Here is a 17,979-nt window from a genome sequence, read left to right as displayed (position 1 = left end):
TGGCATTGCCCCATAACTATGGCTTGATGCGCACGACCCCATTGGGATCGGTGTAGTGGCTGCCGCTCGCCAACTTGTCGAACTCCGCTTTGTTGGCAATCCTTGGAGGCTGTTGCTTTGTGGCTTCACCCGCTCGGCGTTGCTTTGAGTCCACGCGATTGAACTCCTGTAGAGCACGGTCCTGATTCTTAAACTGCGGGTTGTCGGCCCACCAATCAATGAACTTTTGTTCCTTGGCGGCATTACGCTTGATCGACTCCTTACCCGAAAGCGGATCGCTCAGCACCTCCCCAAAAGATTTCTGGATCTCCACCGGGTTGTAGGTGTGCTTTTCACCCTTGTCAGCCTGATTTGGCAGATCCATGACGCCGTAACGGATCGCATTCTTTTGCGCATCAGAGAGCTTGGGGTTTTGCTCCAGGGCCAACTGCACGCGCGCCTCGGCTCGCTGTTGATTCTCCGATCGCTCACGCGAATCGTTGGATGCTGCCCGCCCAGCTGCTGCACCAGCGCGCGCATCTGCTCTGCGGCTCAGCTCCAGCTGCGCGTCGGCGCGCTTGTCAGCATGGTCGGCCCGAGCGTCCTGCTTTAGCTTGAGCTGGTTGCTAAATTCGTCCTGGGAGTATTGGTACAAGGCAGACGGGTTTTCCAGGGATTGCAGCATGGCCATGGCCTCGCGCTTGTCCTTGGCCAGCAGGGGCGACATGGGCTGCCCATCAATGCCGGTGCGCTGCATCACCAGCCCGCCATCCTTGCCCGCCTCGATGCCAGTCACCTTGGCACCGCTTGGGACAAACCGGTTGTAGAAGTCCGCCACCGCGCCATAGTCGCCACTGGACAGTGCAGCCATGGCTGGGCCCAGCGCCTGCTTGCGCTCAGCTCCATCCATCTGGATCTTGGTGTATGCCGATGCCAGGTTTTCCTTGAAGGCAGATTGCGCCTCCTTCATGTGGCCAGCTGCAGCGTAGGCGTAAGCGCGCTGCTGGTTCGCCTTCATGTAGTCGTCAGCAGTGGGCGCGCGCTTTTTCCCATCCTCGCCCACAAGGCTGGCATCGAACTCCTGGCCAAGCTTGGTATCAAGGGTTTCCACCGCATCCTCTTTCGCCCAGGTCTTCTGCTCGCGCGCCTGGCGGGCTGCCTGATGGTCGCCCTCGCGCACCTCACGCTTCATGCGCAGCGCAGCCATGGGGTCGCTCTTGCCGATCACATCGGCCATGGCCAGCATCTTGCTGTTGTCGACCTGCGCCTGCGACATGGTGCCCGCGCTGCGCTGGCCCATGAAATCAGTGATGCCTTGCATTCCAAAAGTCTTGGTGTCGCCGGCGTCGTTGGTGGCGACATAGGAGTTTTTCGCCTGGTCAAAGTCCACCTTGTAGCCTTGCCCGGCCAGCTTTTCCAGCTCTGCACCGGTGTCAGCCGTGTAGCCGGTGGAGGTTTCCGGCTTGGCCTCGGCAATTTTCGCTAGCTCCCTGCGCTGTTCCGCGTCCTCAAACTGCTTCTGCATTCCGCTGAAGATTGACTGGCCTTGCGCGAAACCGCGCCCAAATGCATCGCCTAATGCCATGATTCGCACTCCTTCAATTCACTGTCCAATTCCTGCAGACGCTTGCTCAGCTCTGCCCGTATCTGCTGCAGACTGACCTGGTACTGCTGCACCTTTTCCGGGTGAAGCTGCTTGAGGTACTGCGCTTTACCGTCATCCCACCAGGCGCTGCAGTGCAGGCACTCGGGGGCGCTGATGGCTTTGAAATGCTCGTACACCTGGCTGATGGGAGCGCCGACCTCCTGCAGGTAGTCGAACACCTGGGCATGGCTCCAGTTCAGCAGCGGCAGCAGCACGTCGTAATGTTCGGTGGCACCATTCGCGGGCACCTTGCCGGTGTCGGCCAGCTTTGTTCCACGGATCACCAAGTCCACGCCATCGGCCAACATGCGATCGTGCATAGGCTTCATAAGGTTGTGCCAGCAGCAATCGAAGCGGCCCACCAGCTGGGTGTCGGTCATGGCGTACTGCTGCCCCATCCAGGTGGCTTGCGCTGTGGTCACATCCGAGGGCATGCCGTGGGTGCGTTTCCAGGCCAGCACATCGGCCTCGATCACGCGGAAATCCGGCACCCATTGGCGCACCTGCTCCACCACCGCCAGCGTCTCCGGAATGGTGTCGCCCGTGTGCGTCCAGTAGACCGGTAGGCCCGCCATCACCCAGGGCTTGAGGAGGTAGAGGCAGGCCAGCGAATCCTTGCCGCCGGAAAACTGAAGCGCCGCGCGCCGTGACAGCTGACAAGGCCTGGTCTTGGTCAATACCGCCAACCCGTGGTCGAACTGGTGAAACACCTGGGCCGCTTCATCCACAACCGCACCTGGTGCTTGGTAGCAGTCCTCGTGCTGGGACAGAACATCGAAGCCTGCCAGCTCGGCCAGCAGCTTCACGTCCTTGGCATCGTGCACCTGGTAGCCCAATACCTGGGCGCCCAGCTGCTGCACGCTTTGCGAGGATGCATAAAGCTCATGCAGCACCAGCTTGCCGCCGTCTATCAAAAGGCGCGCGGCTTCCTTCAGCACCTGCGCGACGTTGCAATACCCCATGGCATATGCAACGATGACTGCGCAAAATGTGCCAGTCGGCAGGCCCGTGTCGATCATGCTGGCCTCAACCAGCTGTGCACCATCTGGGCATTGGGCCAGCTGCCACGCATCAACATTGACCAGGGTCCAGCTTAGATCTGGCCGAATAGCTTGGCACAGGCGGGTAAGCTCACCGGTGCCGCAGCCCAAATCGACAACTCGGACCCCGGTCGACAGGTTCAGTATCTGCAGCAGCGTGGCTGCATGGTCCTGCTCAGTCGCGGCAAGCCGCCAGTAGGCCAGAAGGTTGACGCCCTGCGCACCCAGGATTTGCTCGTTTCGCATCAGATGGCAATCGCAGCAGAAACGCCGACACCCAGCAGCGTGCCCGTCGTCGCGCCCGACGAGGCCTGCGACTGCTGATAGGCATTGGACTGCTGGCCCCACATATTCGCCGCGCTGTTGCCCGCATTACCTGCCATGCCGGCGGCCTGGCCGTAACCGGAGTTCAAGCCAGCCAAACCGGTGTTCGCCACCGACTGGCCCATGCCGCCATAGCCTGCCGTGGCGGCCGTGGTCTGCATCCCCATCGCCGGGTATCCGGCCAGCGCATTCGACGCACGGTCGGTCAGCATCTGGCCTTCCTGCCGCGCGGCCGTGCGCGCGCCGTTCTTGGCAGAGGCGGAGGCAAGTGCCGTGGTGGCTGAAAGCGCATTGGACATCGAGCCATACTTGCCATCGGCCGGGTTCACGCCCATGCGCGCCATCTCGGCCGCCTGGGTGCGCTGCGCGCTGGTGTACGCCTGGGACACGTCGGCCGCAGCCTGGCCTGCCAGCTCTTCGCGCTTCGCTTCCGTATTGAAGGTCTTCGCGTCCTGGATCATCGTGTCCTGCAAACCGGTCAGCTGATCGCGCCGCCCGATTGCATATTCGCGGTCGGCCTGCGACTGCTCCCAGGACTGGCGCGCGGTATCCAGTGCAAACTGCGTTTGCTCCTTCTGGACTGGCGCCATGTCGTTGGAGTTCTGGATGATCTGCTGGATCATGTCATCCTGAACACCGAGGTTCCGAACTTGGGCCTCCACCAGGCGCGGGTCAGGCGCCGGCGTGGAAGTGCCGCCCTCAAAGGTCATACCGCCCGGGCGCGGGCGAAACGCATGCTCGGGCAGCATGTCCCATTCAGTTTTATGCCAGCGCGCCATAGTTGCTTCTCCAAAGGGTGCAAATCACCACGTCCCCGCTGGGCGTGGCCTGCTTCAAGGTTGCCTCTTCCAGCGCGCCAAGCCGGCGCGCCAGATTCCGAAGTCGGTGGTTCGAGGCCTCCACATATCCGCGCACGGCCTGCACCTTGCACACCTTGAAGGGATAGGCGAGAAAGGCGCGCAGGAACGTGCGAGGGAGATGGCCGTCATCAATGGCCACATGGGCCCAGACGCTGACGCCGTTGTGTTGCTCAAACACTGCCCCGGCTACTAGCTCCCCTCCACGGGACCAGCCAATACCTACCCCGCCCTCCAAGCGCAGAAGGCCCGGCATACGGGATTTCAGATAGTCATAGACCTGATCTGCTTCAAACACCAACATGTTTGGAGGGTGTCAGGCTTGGCACGAAGCTCTTGGTGCAAGACTATGCAGTTTCTGATGAAGATTTTCGAATCATCAGAATCGCACAACTAAGCCAAAACATATCGAAGGGACCTTGGTAGAGCGTAACCTCCAAAGTCCAAACGAAACCTCCAAAATACCCGTTCTGCGCAATAGTTTGCGAAGTCAAACCACAAGGCGCACTGTCAGTCACAATTTTTCAAATGCGAAGGAGATCATCAGATGTAAGTTTTTGTAAGATTTCATCTGATATGATGGAGATCCAACTATTGATCCATTCAATAACTATTGAAAAACTAAATCTTTTGAATTAATTTATATCTCTAATGCGAAATATAATAATCTCATCATGCACATACTGAAATAAACTTACAATTACCTCATTTAAATATAAATATATACCTTACCGTTAATTACTAAAATCACATGCCAATTGATTTACCCAGTCATTCACGTACACCTATTGCAGCACTTGTCTCATGCTATTTACCAACATTAAATGAGGGGTTAGACGACATTGAAAAACTTCTCATACTAAAAAAACAATTGGAATCTCCTTCATTACTTAGGAAAATCGATTTTGCTAACTGCGAAGCTCTTGGTCCGACCGCCATTTCCGTGCTAGCTGGAATAATTAGAGATCTAGAAAGTAGAGGGAGACCGGTGATAATAGATTGGAAAAGTTTGAACAGTAAACTTCAAAACGAGTTTAATCAAAATGGATTTTCACATTTTTTCAAGAGAAGTAGTTCACGGATAACTAAGCACCATATTCCGTTTAGAGAAGATATACCAAGAGCCTACAATGCTGACGCAATATTTAATCATTTGTTCGATGAATTTTTAAATAAAAATTGGATCAATTTCAGTGAAGAATTAAAATCTAAAATAGCCGGCACCATATGGGAGATATTCACAAATTCTTTTGAACATTCCAATTCTCAAGTTGGTGTATTCTCCTGCGGCCAACATTACATGAAGAAAAATGAAGTGATTTTATCAGTGGTGGATTTTGGCGTTGGCATTCCAGATAAGGTGAGAAGGCATTTCTCCACTGCAGACGACAGGTATACACAATTGAATGACTCCAATTGTCTACAATGGGCCTTTAAACCAGGGAACTCAACTGATCGATCCGTGCCGAGAGGGTTGGGGCTTGACTTATTGCGCGAATTCGTGTATATAAACAAAGGTGCACTCGAACTTCGGAGCGGTGCAGGTTACGTCAAAGCTGACGACAAAGGCCTACACTATGATGAGTGTGCAAGCTTCTTCCCAGGCACATGCGTTCAGTTGAAAATGATGTGTGACGGACGTTACTATCGATTCAAATCTGAAAACGATACACCTTCATGACAAAAATATTAATTACCGAAACTATTGGAGCACGTTGCATTTCAGCAACTTCCGGCTTCCAATTGTTCAACCTGCTAAATGTTTTGCTCAGCAAAAATGAAGTAATAGAACTCAATTTTGCGGGGGTAAATATTTTTGCCTCCCCTTTTTTCAACAACTCAATTGGAAGACTTTACGCAGCATACCCAAAAGATTATTTAGACAGATTGATAAAATTCAATAATTTGACTGAATATGGAAATATGCTCGTCGCGAAGGTTATAGAAAACTCTCAAAGTTTTAAAACCAATTCCAATATTCAAGCCGCAATTGATGAGATATTAAAAGATCAAGAATAAATTAATCGCATATGCCTATTCATAAATCCATAAAGGCTAGTGTTGTAGACATAAATAGCGACACACCGAAGCCTAGCGACAGATTTTTTGTAGATACGAATGTATTATTTTGGATGGGGTATTCCAAAGCAAGCCATCTTGCATTTAATCCATTGCAGTATCAAGTAAATGACTATCCAAATTATACTGATTTGGCCATTGGCAAGGATTGCAAGTTATTTCACACTGGGCTTTGCATTAGCGAATTGGTCCATTTGATTGAATATTCTGAATTGAAAATATTCAACAGCAACAAATCTGAAGACCAAAAAATTAAAATTAAAACCTTTAGAAATAACTACCCTATCGAACGTTGCAAAGTTCACACTGAAATTAAGTTAGCCTGTGAATATGTCACATCCACGTCTGAATTATTATCAGCAAATATCGATTTGGAAAAATCGCAATCTCTTGTTAGAGAGTTTGATATATGTAAAGTAGATGGTTATGACTTCTTTAACCTGAAAGTTATGCATTTAAATAATATCACACAGATAATTACAGATGATTCAGACTTTGCTTGCATTGATGACATAACTCTATTTACCGCAAATCAGACAGTCATTCGCTCTGCAAAAAAACAAGGTAAATTAGTAACTAGACGATAAATCTATCATGTCTTTGCGAGTAGCAGCCAATTTACGCCGCCTTTGAGCGGTTTATGTTTACTTCGCCTACTACATAGTCAACTTCTTCACTGAACCTCTATAGATCTGCGCATTTGCGCTAAAATCCGCTATACGTCAAAAATTGCAACCTTATCCTATGTAGGCGATTCAGGCCAGATTATTGCTAAAGGATCCAGCTGCTCGGTGATATCGCGCAACGATGCGCGATACCACAGCCAGACCTGGCGCTCCTCCAGAGAAATCGGAGCATCCGGCAAGATCCGCCAATCGCACGCTGTCAACAGCTTGTCCCGCTGGTAGCGCACCTTTTCCCACTCGGCTGCAATGTCAATAGCTGGGCCATCCCAGCAACACCGGTCAACGTGCCATCGATGCGACATCGAGGGTGCATCAGCCGGCACGAAGTTCCGGGGCAGCCCCAGCCGAAGGCATGCCCCATGCCGCGCCCGGTAAAACTTCAGCTCGGCGTCATGGTTGTAATGGCCAGAAGCCACCATATAGCCCTCGTCGTCGACCACATAATAGGACTTCATCGTTTGGCTCCTGTCATGAATCCACTGAGGCTGCCAACGCTGCAGCCCGTTTCACCGGAGAACTGCAGGGTGACGGTATGCAGGCCAGGGCCCATAGGGGCGGAATAGCCGTGGCAGACCGTTGTATAGGCTAGGTCAATGGCATGTTCTGACATCAGCACACCGTCCACCCAGAGGCGCGTGCCTGCAGTGCGCCACCCTGAACCGTAGGAGACATAGCCGGTCACCAGGATCGTCACAACACCGGCCAGATCGAGATTGATGGCCATAGATAGGACATCCCGCCAACTTCCCCACCCCACTCCAGCAATTGGCCCGCGCACCATCGCCGCTGTCGGAACCGTGACCGCATTGCCGCCGATCTCCAAAGTGCCAATGGCCGCTGACCCGATATAGGCTCGCGTGATGGCTGCCACATCCATGAAGTTTGCGATGTTCCCGGAGCCCATCTTATTGAGCCGATTTACAAAATCCCACGTATTCATGGTGGTGCCATCGGGCAGCTTCACCGTGTTGCCAATGATGGCGCCGGGGGCAGTGGCCAGAGGCCCCAGGCCGCTTACCTGCGTCGATTTGAGATTGCGGATCCAGGTCGCATCCAAGCCATTGGCATCCAAAATGACGTTGCCGTTGGCGTCCCGAACTGTGAGGCCGTTGGTATTGACCTTGCGCGCGGCCACAGTGCCGTCCACTAGCAAATCGCCGTTGTACACAGCTGCAGGGATGGTCCACGATGAGCCCATCCAGTGCCGGGTTTGGGTGAAGCTCCCGCCATTGGTGATGGTCACAGCATCGCCAATCACCAGGTGGTTGCTGTTCGGCGCGCTGCCGGAGTTGCCCAGGCTGGTCCACACCGCGTGCCGCGCGGTGGCATCGCTCCAGCTGGAGCCGCTGGCCGACAGCATCACCGAGCCGCGCATGCCGTCGCTGAGCTTGCGTCCGGTGCCATCCACCCGCAGATTGCCCTTCAGGTAGACATTGTTCTGCAGGTAGATCCCATCCGCATCCACACCAAAAACCACATCTTGCGGCCGGGGCGTCGTCATTTGACCGGCGCTATAGCTGGGGGAGACGACGGCGAACTTGTCCGCCATGATGATGAATGCGCTGGAGGCCTTGCCGTTGACCTCCTCGGCCGCTATGCCATAGCCCGCCAGAGCACCGCCCGCCTGCACCTTCAGCGTGTACTGCGCCCGCAGACCTTCCGTGTAATCGGCAATGACCGTCATCTCCTGCTCCAGGCTGGCACGGCCCGGGCTTCCGTCCTGGTAGTAGTTGCCCAGGGAGGCCTGCAGCTGAAAGATGTTGGTTGCCACAGCGCGCTGGCCGTCCGACCAGGCCGCCTGCATCTGGCGCACGCCGGCAGCAGCCTGGCCCAAGCTGGCCGTCGTCTCGCGCACAAACATGGCCAGACTGCGCTGGTTGTTCTGCACGATGGTTTCCACCTCCTGGATGGCCGCACCGCGCTTGGCCGCTTCATCGGCGATATTGCGCAGGAGCACTTCCAGCATCTCCTCGGCCAGGTGGTCGAAGCGCGTCGGGTCATCCAGAGTTTTCATTAGGCTCTTGAACAGCTTGGAGTCGATGATGGACTGAGCAAAGCGCTCAATCGCCACCTTGGCCGATAGGCCGCCGCCCAGGTCTATCACCGCCTCGCCGGGCCCGGCCACCTTCTCTTCCTTGAGGATGGTGATGGCTTCCGAGCCTGTGAATTCCTTCAGCTCGCGCAGGGTCACAGCGCGCTCCATCTCGTTGCCGCGCTCACCGCTACGCACCTGCAGGTGCTCGGTCACGGCGCTTACCCAGTTGCTAAGGCCTTTGTCGGCCAGGCTCAGCCGTGGCAGCGCCGGCAGCTTGGCGGGCCCAGTATCTCGTTTCACGCGGTTGTTCATATGGCCTTCAATTCATCGCTGGTTGAGCAAAGCACTACCGTCGTTGCGCGGGACGCGCCCTCGACCTCTACCTGGTGCTCCAGCCAGCGGCCTGGCGGCAGGCGCTGCGGCTGCAGATTGGTGAAGGTGGCCGTGTGCCGCAGCTCCCCATCCCCCCAAAGCCTCACGGTGATAGGGTTGGCGGGCGTCTGATCGCCGTAGACCTTGGCCCAGGCCAGAATGGATTGCGCACCCTGAGTGGCTACGCCCGTCTTCCAGCGGCCCAAGCGCTGGGCCGTGCCCGTGTAGCACTCAATCAGATCGGTGCCGCTGGCTACGTACATCAGGTCATTGAACTTGTCGACCCATGCCGCAGTGCCAGACAGATCCACATGGCCCAGCTTCCAGCCGTCCTTCAGGCTAAAGGCCAGGCAGCCCCCGCCGCTGCCCCTGTAGAACAGGTAGTAAACCCCTTCGTGCTCCACCGCGAACATGCTGGCGGGCTGCAGTGCCTGCCACTCGTCGCGGTTGATGAGGGTCCGCGTCACAACCTCCACCCCGCCCTGGCCGGCCAGGCACAGGCCGTCCGGCGAGGCATAGAGCACGCCGCCCTGCACCCCGACGATGGACCGGCGCGCGCTGCAGGACTGATTGCTGTCCAGCTTGATGGCCGTCATGCTGGCCGAGTGTGCGCCGGTGATCAGGTAGGGGTTGCCGGTGGTGCCCACAAACAAGGTTTGGTCGAAGACGCCAAAGCCCACCACCGGGTATTCTGTGGTGATCTGGTAGTCCACGGGCCAGGCATAGGGCACGTAGGGCTCGCAGAATGCCACCGTGTTGTCGATGAACCCGGCCATGATGCCGTTGGGCATACCGACCAGGCCGCGCAGGAACGGGTTCACGCCAGATGTGGGCTTGTTCTCGCTCTCGTACTGCGCATCCATGCGGTAAGGCGGCGCCGTCCAGGTGAACTGCGGCTGCAAGCTGTCCAGCTCCTCGCTGGCCTTGTCATCCAGGAACTGGCCCACACCCACATCCAGCTCTGCGACCAGTTGCCAGGCCGCAGCAGTGGTCGAAGTGTTGCTGCGGTAGATGCGCCACAGCTTCACATTGCGCGCCGCCAAGGCCTCGCCCGTCATGGCACCCGGACGGGTGATGGTCACAGTGTCGTTCGCGTCAACCTCCACCATGTCGGTGATCGGTGACGGCTCCGACTCCTCGCCCCAGTCGGTCACGAAAGCCACCACGTAGAACCGCGAATCCACCACCCTCTCCACTAGGCCATCGCCCACGATGCCGGAGACGCCACCCTGGCCGGTGAGCAGGTCGCCCACCACCTCAGTGCCATCGATCAAGTCGGTGAACTGGTTGCCCAGCTGCGTGCCAATGCTGGCCACGATGGTGGCTGCCTTCTGCTGGATCTCGACCATGCGCGCGTTGAGACTGTCGGCTTGAGATTTCGCATTGCTGTCGGCATTCACATATTCCTGCAGCGCTTCGTTGTAGCGGTCCATGGCTGCGCGGTACTCGATCCATACGGGGTTCTCCCTGGATAGATCGGAATCACCGCCGGAGCTGATCCACTGGGGCTCGGTCGGTGTAGTGGGCCGGACTGGGGCCGACGCTGGTACATCCCAGGACTTCGTCAAAGCCAGCGCGGCAAACTCCTTCACCAGCGAGTCCAGCTCATCCCGCAGCTTGGTCGCCGATGCCTTGGGCGCCACAAATCCCTTGATCGCATCGACCAGCTTGCCGGCCTGTGCCGCCGTGAAAACGGCCTCACCGGAGCGATCCCCAGAGGTATCTGGGAACTGGTGCAGCACCAGGGCCTGCTCAAGCTCCTCCCAGCGGAACGGGTAGGCATAGGGCGCAGCCGACACCGGGATGGCCCAGCCGCCCGCATGGCTCAGGGCGCCCAGCTTTGTGGTGTTCATGCCTGTTTTGCTGGCCCGATCAGCCGTGACCACGGCATAGAGCATTGATGGATTGCTACCGGGAATGCCAGCTGGTAGCGTCAGGTCATAGTTTTGACTGACACCCGCATAGGATTTGCCATCATCTCCCCAGCGCACCTTCAGCGCGTTACCTTCGTGCTGGATCACGGTGGCCAGGATGTCGGCGCGAATGGCATCCGCGAAATCGCCGTACATCCAGTTGTCCGCCTCCTCGGGCGTGAACTCGTCCACCACCTGCGCGGCGATCACCGGCTTGACTGGGCGGACCACCCCGAGCAGCCGGTCATTCCCGCGCGTGTCTATGGCGCGCGGCCGGGCGCTGCCATCGTTCGTCGTCTGGTAGGTGCGCTCTGTGGCCTCGTCATTGATCTGCCCTTTGACGAATGACAGCTCCTGAGCGTAGGAGCGAATAGCCGCATTCGGGTCCTGGATGACTTCACCGCTGGAGTTGCGGTGGAAGCGGTGCAAGCTCAACGCACCCTGCACACAGGCAGAATGCCGGCGGTCCGTGCGCAGCGGCCGAAACTCATTGCTCGGCAAGAACAGGTTGAAATTAGCCCGGGCGTAGTTTGCGCCCAGGGCTCGGTCGGAGACGCTGGGCGCTTCCCCAGCAAAGGCGGACAGCTTGTATGTCGTCATGCGCCCATGCTCGCAGGCTTGGCACGCCTCGCATGCAGCCTGCGAAGTCTTCCCCCAAAACCTATTGCTCTTCAGGTGCAGCGGCGGGCCGATCTGCAGACGGCTCAAGCACTGGCCTGGACTGCTCGAAGTCCTCTTTTATGAACAAGGATCCCAGCCCTGCAACTAAGATCACTGAGGGCAGCTGCTGGCCTAGTGGCTCACCGGTATCCAGGTCAATGAGGTCAATGCTCGATGCAAGCATTTCAGGGGTCACCGCCGTATAGATCGGGGGCATGGGCACGTAACGGTACACCCCGTCATCGCCCATGATCTGTTCTTCCCGCTGCCAGAGGATGGACGGGTCTTTGCCATAGGTGTTGTCCAGCATGGCTGTGCGCACACGAATTCGCGCTGCCCCAGGATTTATGGCTGGCTTATATGGCTTCAATTCTTCGGGTGTCATATATTTCTCACTAATAAATCTCAACTACACATCGATGACTATCCAACCTTGAACCTGAGGGATGCCGGTTACTATTTTAAGCAGCGTCAGGCCGATGCTGTTTTGCGCGTTGTATTGAGAGGATGCGCCATACAGCGTGAACCCCGTAACCTCATTCCGGTAACTGGTTGGCGGCTGTATTGCTACCTGCCGCACTACTTTTGGCGTATTGGTGGCAAGCCCAAACCATCCTGCTTTTTGCACGGCTGTTCGAGCATCAAGCGCGATAAATGTGCTCACATTTCTATCGATTGAATCGTATGAATCGCCACCTATGGCGCCAATGTATCCGGCCTGGGCGCTCCAAGTTGAAGAAATCAAACTTGCACCCCCGGGTACTTCTCGCAATTCAATCTCTGCAATTCTTATGGAGAAGTCGCCGCCACTTTGGAAAGCTAGACGATACGCCGGATACGCGACCCGCTTCTGTTTTCCGTAGAGATTAGCAAGAGAGATAGCGCCAGATGTAGGCACGCCTGAGTCGCAGCCGTAATACGCATTAAGGTTGTAGCCTAGTCCAAACTCAGCATGTGCTTGGGCCATTGAAATGGGTCCAGAGGACGGCATAACCATTAGCCCACCCTCGCTTTCAAAATATCCAATTCATTACTCAACTCTTTAACGGCTTGGATCAGGACTGGCACCAATTTCGTATAGTCAACCGTTCGCCATTGATGGCCTCCGTTGTCCTCATCGGGAATTGAGCGGCCAACGGCCTCGGGCATCACGGCCTCCACCTGGTCCGCCAGCACGCCAATATCAGCTTTGCCGGGCTTGCCGATCAGGTGGGTCTTGTGGTTCCAGACGAAGCGCACGCCATCGAGTTTTGAAATCAAGTCCAGAGCGTTGGCAATGGGCACCACGTTGTCTTTAAGTTCCGGGTCGGAGTAAGCCTGCACGTTGCCGGCAGCGACCATATTTCCGGAAGAGTCTGAATACCAGGACCAGGCAGCACGCGAGTAACTTCCGAGGCCAAAGTAGCCATCGCCGCGCACCCCCATGCGGATTGCATAGGAGTCGTGCCAGAAAGTCATGCCCGCCAGGTTTCCATCGCCTCCGGTCGCCGTAGAGCGCACCACAATGCTGCCATTGCCATCACCGCCGTCTGCAGCAGCTCCAGACATGATCAAGCTGCGCTTCTGGCCAATCAATTGGCCGCCCAAGGCTCCGCCCGTCGCCGTCATCTTTGCATCGAGCGCGGCCTGCAGCCCAGACACAGTAGCGATGTCCTGCACACCCGTATGCGTGGCGCGGCTGCGCAGTGCGGCATCGCTGGCATTGGCGGTAGCACCTGCTGCCACGGCCGCTAGCTTGGCCTTCTCTGCTGTTGTGTAGTCTTCGGTGCTCAGATCCTTGCCCGTAGTCTTATCGATCTTTGCATCGAGAGCCGTCTGCAGATCGGCAACCGACGACATTGGCTGCGTGCCGGTATGGGTACTGCGGTCCCTGAGCTGCGCGTCTGTCGCGTTCTTGGTGGCCTGCTCGGCAATGGCCGCAAGCTTTGCGACCTCGGCTGCGGAATAGTCGTTGGTGCTCAGACCCTTGCCCGCGACCTTGTCAACCTTGGTGTCAAGCGCAGTCTGCAAGCCGGTGATCGTGGAGATTGCCTGGACGCCTGTATGCGTGCTGCGATCGCGCAACTGTGAATCAGCTGCATTCTTGGTGGCCTGCTCGGCGATCCCGGCCAGTTTCGCCACATCCGCGTTGGCAAAATCGTTAGCGGATAGCCCTTTGCCCGCCACCTTGTCGACTTTCCCTGTCAGGTCTGCAGCTGTGGCCATTGCCTGAGCAAAGCCTGGGTTGGGGTAGTTGCCTGAAAGCACCCCACCAGCGGCGCCGGTAGGTGGCCGTGAGTTCGTCAATCGAGGGTCGGCATTCTGTACAAACTCCCGCATGCCGCCAGCTGTTACCCGCATTTCGATCATGTCGCCAGGCAGGTAGGCCTGTCGCATGGTGCCATCTTGACCGCGCAAGACGGTGAGGCGACATTCGCCCACCACTGAGTTGTCCACCAGAGTGACGCGCATCACCTCGATGTTGGATTCAAGCGATCCCTCGCGTTTGTACGCCGTGAGCACGTACCAGTCACCGGCTGCCGGCGAGACAAGCTGGCCTGCAGCGCCATCCGACACACGCAGCACACCATAGTCCAGCTCGGTTGCCGGCGCTGAAGAAGCTGGTGCAGCCTTGACGGCCGCAATGAAGACCGTCTGAAAATTGTTGAGATATAGCTGTGGCATGTCTTAGAGCTCCTTGATCCGGACGAAGAGCTCAACCTCCTTCTTGCGCCCGTCATTGGTAGACGGGCAGATGCTGACCTGGTACTTGACGCCAGTAGTCCCGCCCTCGTAGATCCACACCTTTACCCGCTGGCCCTGGATCGCATAGCTGGGTGGCATGGGCATCGCTGGCTTGACGCTGATCGCGCAGTCCACAATCTCGTCGCCTGGTGGAAACCACTCGCCGAATTCAATGTCGTAGTCCTGAACGTCCGCCGGCTGTTGGGTGACGGTTCCTAAAATGGTCATGCTGTTACTCCGTCACATAGAAAACAAGCTGGCTGGCTTGCACGATGAAAACGCGGGAGTCCGGCGCCGGCTCATCGAATGGCAGACGCTTGTGGATCTCGGGGTTGATGTCGATGTGGGCAATGCCCTGGCTGTGCACCAGCGCCCTGCGCAGCACGCGAGCCGTGGGGACACCTTTCGCCCTGGCCTGCACCAGAGCGTGCAAGCGGGCCTCGATGCGGTTGGCGCTGACAACGAAGGCTTGTGCCCTACCTTGCACCGGTGAGCGAAGCCATCGGCGCACATAGACAGTCCCATCGGCTCGGGCCCGAACTTCACCTTTGCTTTTCACAGGGCCGCGGATTACGCGGCGAGTGACAGGCGTGAACTTGGCAATGCCCTGGGCTTGAACAGCACTGCGGGCAAGCACATGCGCCTTGATGGTGCTCTTGGCCTTGGCCACCACCTTGGCACGTCCACGCACCGCTGGAAGCGTTACCTCAATCACCACACGACCAGTCGCCGCGATCAACGACCGAACATCCACCCGGCCAATAACCCCGTCGACAACAGCTCGCGCTTGGGCGGCGACCGCCAAATGCCCTTCAACCCTGCCCAGATTGCCGACTACAGCCGCCTTCGCCTGGGCCGTGAGCTTGCAATATGCAAGCACCCGGTCGGTAGTACGGATCCGGGCAACACCCCGGGCGTCAACGCGCACGCGCACCACCGGGTCGGCCTTGCGCCCGTTGATCATTACGCCGTTGATGAGCCCTCGGTTCACGCCCTACTCCTCGCCGTTAGAGCAGCTGCAGGACAAAGTCACCTGTCAGGGCCTGGCTGTCCACCACGAACACATCATTGATTTGCAAAATGCGCTGCGCTGCCAGCGGCTCGGAGTACATGAGCGTTGCCGTAGCATCGCCGGCCGAGTCGCCTTCAACAATGCCGATGTGGGTCACGGTGACAGGCGCACCAGTCACGGGCGGGAACTCGGCACGCGTGGCGTTGTAAGAGGCGCCATTGCCAGGTGCCGCGAATGCGCCGGTGGGCACTCGCTGATACCAGGCTGCGGCCACCTCCGTGCCAGCGGTAAAGGCGTCCGTGGGGTCAGCAGTGAACAAGGCGTAGTACGGCGTGCGGATCGCAGGGAAGGCCTGGCCGCGCAGCGTGGCATTGATAATCGCGTTCGCCATGGAGGTCGAAAATCCAGACATGACAGTCCTTTAGGTTTTCGAGCACTCCAGCGCCCCAATTACAGTGATGCGTCCAGCGTGTCAGGCTTGGCACGCTACATGGCCGGGGCCATTTCGTTTGCAGCCTTGCTCTGCACGCCCAGGATCTGGTTGAACAGCATGAGGTGGCTGGCCGCCAGTTCCTTGTTGCCGCCGTATTCGGCATCCTTGCTCCAGGCGCGGAACAGCACGAAGTGGCGCAGCGCGTCCATCCAGCGCTCCGGGATCGAGGGCGCTTCGCTCTCGTCAGCAAGGTCCGCGATAGCCAGCTGCACGACAGAGCGAACAACGGTCCCAGCAACGGCAGGCGGGTAGAACAGCACTTCGCGCGGGCTACGGATGTCGTGCATGAAGTGCAGGACTTCACGCTGCGGGGCCTGCGCACGCCAGCCCGGCACCGTAGCGTCCAGCACCCACAAATCGGTTTTGGTGATCCGCTTGCGGGCCGTGTTGCCGTTGTTGGTTATGTCCATCAGGGTGTGGACGTTCGGCGCCAGTTCGTGCCGCCATCCCGAAATGGAAAGATCCAGCTCCTGCACCAACTGGTCGGGCCGCTGCTCGGCGAAGGTGCGCTGCGCGGCGTTGAAGTAGTCCAGCAGCTCCGGACGGGTCCAGCGCAGATGCGTTTCGTCCTGGACCTCGCGTGCTACATCGCTGATCAATTGGGCAACGGTCAAAGCCATCGCGTTCTCCCGCGTGACACCCGGCCAGTGCTCGAGCGCCACACATCGGTGGAGCCCTGCTCAACCGCACGCTGGAACAGCGCTACGGCGACGGCGGCCTGGTCGGGCAGGTAATAGGTGGTGCCGGGGGTGTTCAGCAGCTCAGCCTTGGCCCCGTCCCGAATCGCTTCGTGGTACAGCGTGCCCACGGTATCGGGCACCGAGGTGGCCCGCGTTGTGGGAACAAGGGACACATAGGCCTGCACAGGGCTGGAGACGCCGGATGCACCCACCGTGAAGTTCCGGAGGTCGGTCGACACCAGGTAGGCGCAGCCGCGCTGGGCGTGGCGCCAGGGATCGGACGGCAGATCCCGTCCATTGGCCACAGTGATGGGGCGACCGTCGCCGGTGGCGCGCTCGATGCGCAGCAGTTCCGAGCCCTGGGGCAAATCGAAGGTGTATTCCTTGAAGGCCTCGCCCGTCACATCGACGGGCTCAAGCCACTCTTGCCAGGCGCGGGTCTGGCGCAGGAAGGAGCGCGCAGCCCGGTTGATGCACTGGTAGATCAGCGGCACTGGCGCAGCTGGTGCCACCAGCTGCAGCTCAGGCAACCAGTTATCCCATGACGCCATGACTGCCCCTTACTTGGGTGCGCGGCGCACGCGGCCCGATGGCTTGGACTGCTCTTCTTGAGGCAAGCCGGTGCCGGTGGTGAAGTCATCGTCTTCGCCGTCGCCAGAGTCAGCGGGTGCGCTGGCTGCTGCCTTGCCGGTACGGGCGGACAGACGTGCTTGACGCTCTGCACGCTGCTTCTGGAACTTCTGCTCGATGTCGAATTCCTCTTCGTCCATAAAGCCCAGCACCTTCAGCTCGTCCACATGGCCTTCGTCCTCCACCTCGCAAGCCAGGGGCTCGCCCGTGAACTTGTAGGCAGATCCGTCATTCAGCACCACATTCAGGGTGCCATCCTTGCGCGCGGGCAGCGTTGTAAGCAGTTTCATATTCTTCTCCAGCGGTTCAAAAAGCCCCGGCAGGTGTCAAGCTGCCGGGGTAGGAAGGCCCACAGGGCCGCGCACATCAGGCGTTGGCGTACACCAGGTCGATGCCGAAAATGCCATCGGCAGTGCCAGCGCCGGTGATCTTCAGAAGGATCTTGCGATCCACTTGGCTGGGGGTGACCTTGCCAAAGGCGGCCGGCACCAACTGCACATAGCCACCGGCCACACCGGTGTCGTTGTCCACGATCCAGGCTGCGCCGCCGTCAGCAGCATCAGCGCTGAAGTCGGAACCATCGGCATTGGCCAGGCCCACAGAGGCCTTGAAGCCAGCACCCAGAGCGGCAGGGGCGCGCACGTAGAGCGTGACTGGCAGCGTGCCGGCGGGCAGCGTGCCAATCTGGCCGATGACGCCTACTGCATGGTCTGCCACCGCGATAGGCTGGCCGAACTGGGAGCGCACCAGCTCTGGACCGCCAGGGGTGATAGGGTTCTGGTGACCGGCGGCCACCGCGCTCAGTTGCTTGAAAGCAGGCATTTCTTTCTCCTTGCTTGGTTGAGGGGGT

At 58.0% G+C, this 17,979-nt stretch carries 20 protein-coding genes; 3 read left to right on the top strand and 17 right to left on the bottom strand.

The features are described from left to right. Nucleotides 1-16 precede the first annotated feature (16 nt). Genes WH265_RS12215 through WH265_RS12200 form a run of 4 tightly spaced genes read right to left on the bottom strand, consistent with a single transcriptional unit; the run spans nucleotide 17 to nucleotide 4,149 of the window. Entirely contained in the window at nucleotides 17-1,564 is a 1,548-nt protein-coding gene (locus WH265_RS12215; protein ID WP_339558452.1) for a hypothetical protein, read from the bottom strand. Then, nucleotides 1,555-2,910 (bottom strand): methyltransferase domain-containing protein, encoded by a 1,356-nt coding sequence (locus WH265_RS12210; protein WP_339558451.1) that lies wholly within the window; start codon nucleotides 2,908-2,910, stop codon nucleotides 1,555-1,557. Before WH265_RS12210 ends, WH265_RS12215 begins: the two co-directional genes overlap by 10 nt. After that, nucleotides 2,910-3,767 (bottom strand): hypothetical protein, encoded by an 858-nt coding sequence (locus WH265_RS12205; protein ID WP_339558450.1) that lies wholly within the window; start codon nucleotides 3,765-3,767, stop codon nucleotides 2,910-2,912. Before WH265_RS12205 ends, WH265_RS12210 begins: the two co-directional genes overlap by 1 nt. Next, nucleotides 3,751-4,149 carry a GNAT family protein gene (locus WH265_RS12200; RefSeq protein ID WP_339558449.1) on the bottom strand — a complete coding sequence of 133 codons (399 nt, stop codon included), beginning with the start codon at nucleotides 4,147-4,149 and terminating at the stop codon, nucleotides 3,751-3,753. The genes WH265_RS12205 and WH265_RS12200 overlap by 17 nt, the downstream gene beginning before the upstream one ends. Before the next feature lie 447 nt (nucleotides 4,150-4,596). On the opposite strand from WH265_RS12200, the gene WH265_RS12195 reads away from it, so the two are divergent. The 3 genes from WH265_RS12195 to WH265_RS12185 are packed head-to-tail and all read left to right on the top strand — an operon-like array spanning nucleotide 4,597 to nucleotide 6,511. Then, complete coding sequence (locus WH265_RS12195; protein WP_339558448.1) at nucleotides 4,597-5,526, top strand: ATP-binding protein; 930 nt, start codon at nucleotides 4,597-4,599, stop codon at nucleotides 5,524-5,526. After that, nucleotides 5,523-5,864: an STAS-like domain-containing protein gene (locus WH265_RS12190; RefSeq protein ID WP_339558447.1), complete on the top strand. Its 342-nt coding sequence runs from the start codon at nucleotides 5,523-5,525 to the stop codon at nucleotides 5,862-5,864. The genes WH265_RS12195 and WH265_RS12190 overlap by 4 nt, the downstream gene beginning before the upstream one ends. An 11-nt stretch (nucleotides 5,865-5,875) precedes the next feature. Then, complete coding sequence (locus WH265_RS12185; protein ID WP_339558446.1) at nucleotides 5,876-6,511, top strand: hypothetical protein; 636 nt, start codon at nucleotides 5,876-5,878, stop codon at nucleotides 6,509-6,511. Between the two features lie 155 nt (nucleotides 6,512-6,666). Here the strand turns inward: WH265_RS12185 and WH265_RS12180 are convergent, their stop codons facing one another. The 13 genes from WH265_RS12180 to WH265_RS12120 form a co-directional block, all read right to left on the bottom strand. Beyond that, nucleotides 6,667-7,065 (bottom strand): tail fiber assembly protein, encoded by a 399-nt coding sequence (locus WH265_RS12180; protein WP_339558445.1) that lies wholly within the window; start codon nucleotides 7,063-7,065, stop codon nucleotides 6,667-6,669. Beyond that, complete coding sequence (locus WH265_RS12175; protein ID WP_339558444.1) at nucleotides 7,062-8,957, bottom strand: phage tail tip fiber protein; 1,896 nt, start codon at nucleotides 8,955-8,957, stop codon at nucleotides 7,062-7,064. Before WH265_RS12175 ends, WH265_RS12180 begins: the two co-directional genes overlap by 4 nt. Continuing rightward, the gene (locus tag WH265_RS12170) at nucleotides 8,954-11,530 is read right to left on the bottom strand and encodes a hypothetical protein (protein ID WP_339558443.1); all 2,577 of its coding nucleotides are present in this window, start codon (nucleotides 11,528-11,530) and stop codon (nucleotides 8,954-8,956) included. The genes WH265_RS12175 and WH265_RS12170 overlap by 4 nt, the downstream gene beginning before the upstream one ends. Before the next feature lie 61 nt (nucleotides 11,531-11,591). Further along, on the bottom strand, nucleotides 11,592-11,975 hold the full coding sequence (locus WH265_RS12165) for a hypothetical protein (protein ID WP_339558442.1): 384 nt from the start codon (nucleotides 11,973-11,975) through the stop codon (nucleotides 11,592-11,594). A gap of 24 nt (nucleotides 11,976-11,999) precedes the next feature. After that, nucleotides 12,000-12,557: a hypothetical protein gene (locus WH265_RS12160; RefSeq protein ID WP_339558441.1), complete on the bottom strand. Its 558-nt coding sequence runs from the start codon at nucleotides 12,555-12,557 to the stop codon at nucleotides 12,000-12,002. 29 nt (nucleotides 12,558-12,586) lie between these two features. Continuing rightward, nucleotides 12,587-14,254 carry a tail fiber domain-containing protein gene (locus tag WH265_RS12155; RefSeq protein ID WP_339558440.1) on the bottom strand — a complete coding sequence of 556 codons (1,668 nt, stop codon included), beginning with the start codon at nucleotides 14,252-14,254 and terminating at the stop codon, nucleotides 12,587-12,589. A 3-nt stretch (nucleotides 14,255-14,257) separates the two neighbouring features. Next, the gene (locus WH265_RS12150) at nucleotides 14,258-14,542 is read right to left on the bottom strand and encodes a phage fiber-tail adaptor protein (RefSeq protein ID WP_339558439.1); all 285 of its coding nucleotides are present in this window, start codon (nucleotides 14,540-14,542) and stop codon (nucleotides 14,258-14,260) included. 4 nt (nucleotides 14,543-14,546) lie between these two features. Then, nucleotides 14,547-15,305 carry a hypothetical protein gene (locus WH265_RS12145; RefSeq protein WP_339558438.1) on the bottom strand — a complete coding sequence of 253 codons (759 nt, stop codon included), beginning with the start codon at nucleotides 15,303-15,305 and terminating at the stop codon, nucleotides 14,547-14,549. A gap of 16 nt (nucleotides 15,306-15,321) precedes the next feature. Beyond that, nucleotides 15,322-15,738, bottom strand: a complete 417-nt coding sequence (locus tag WH265_RS12140; protein WP_445228520.1) for a phage tail fiber protein — start codon at nucleotides 15,736-15,738, stop codon at nucleotides 15,322-15,324. A 74-nt stretch (nucleotides 15,739-15,812) separates the two neighbouring features. Further along, nucleotides 15,813-16,439: a phage adaptor protein gene (locus WH265_RS12135; RefSeq protein WP_339558437.1), complete on the bottom strand. Its 627-nt coding sequence runs from the start codon at nucleotides 16,437-16,439 to the stop codon at nucleotides 15,813-15,815. Next, nucleotides 16,430-17,050 carry a hypothetical protein gene (locus WH265_RS12130; RefSeq protein WP_339558436.1) on the bottom strand — a complete coding sequence of 207 codons (621 nt, stop codon included), beginning with the start codon at nucleotides 17,048-17,050 and terminating at the stop codon, nucleotides 16,430-16,432. Before WH265_RS12130 ends, WH265_RS12135 begins: the two co-directional genes overlap by 10 nt. A gap of 9 nt (nucleotides 17,051-17,059) precedes the next feature. Next, complete coding sequence (locus tag WH265_RS12125; protein ID WP_339558435.1) at nucleotides 17,060-17,419, bottom strand: hypothetical protein; 360 nt, start codon at nucleotides 17,417-17,419, stop codon at nucleotides 17,060-17,062. A 76-nt stretch (nucleotides 17,420-17,495) separates the two neighbouring features. Next, nucleotides 17,496-17,951 (bottom strand): hypothetical protein, encoded by a 456-nt coding sequence (locus tag WH265_RS12120; RefSeq protein ID WP_339558434.1) that lies wholly within the window; start codon nucleotides 17,949-17,951, stop codon nucleotides 17,496-17,498. Nucleotides 17,952-17,979: the final 28 nt, after the last annotated feature.

The organism is Comamonas sp. MYb396, assembly GCF_037479555.1.
Classification (GTDB): domain Bacteria; phylum Pseudomonadota; class Gammaproteobacteria; order Burkholderiales; family Burkholderiaceae_C; genus Comamonas.
This window is presented reverse-complemented; position numbering and strand designations above follow the sequence as displayed.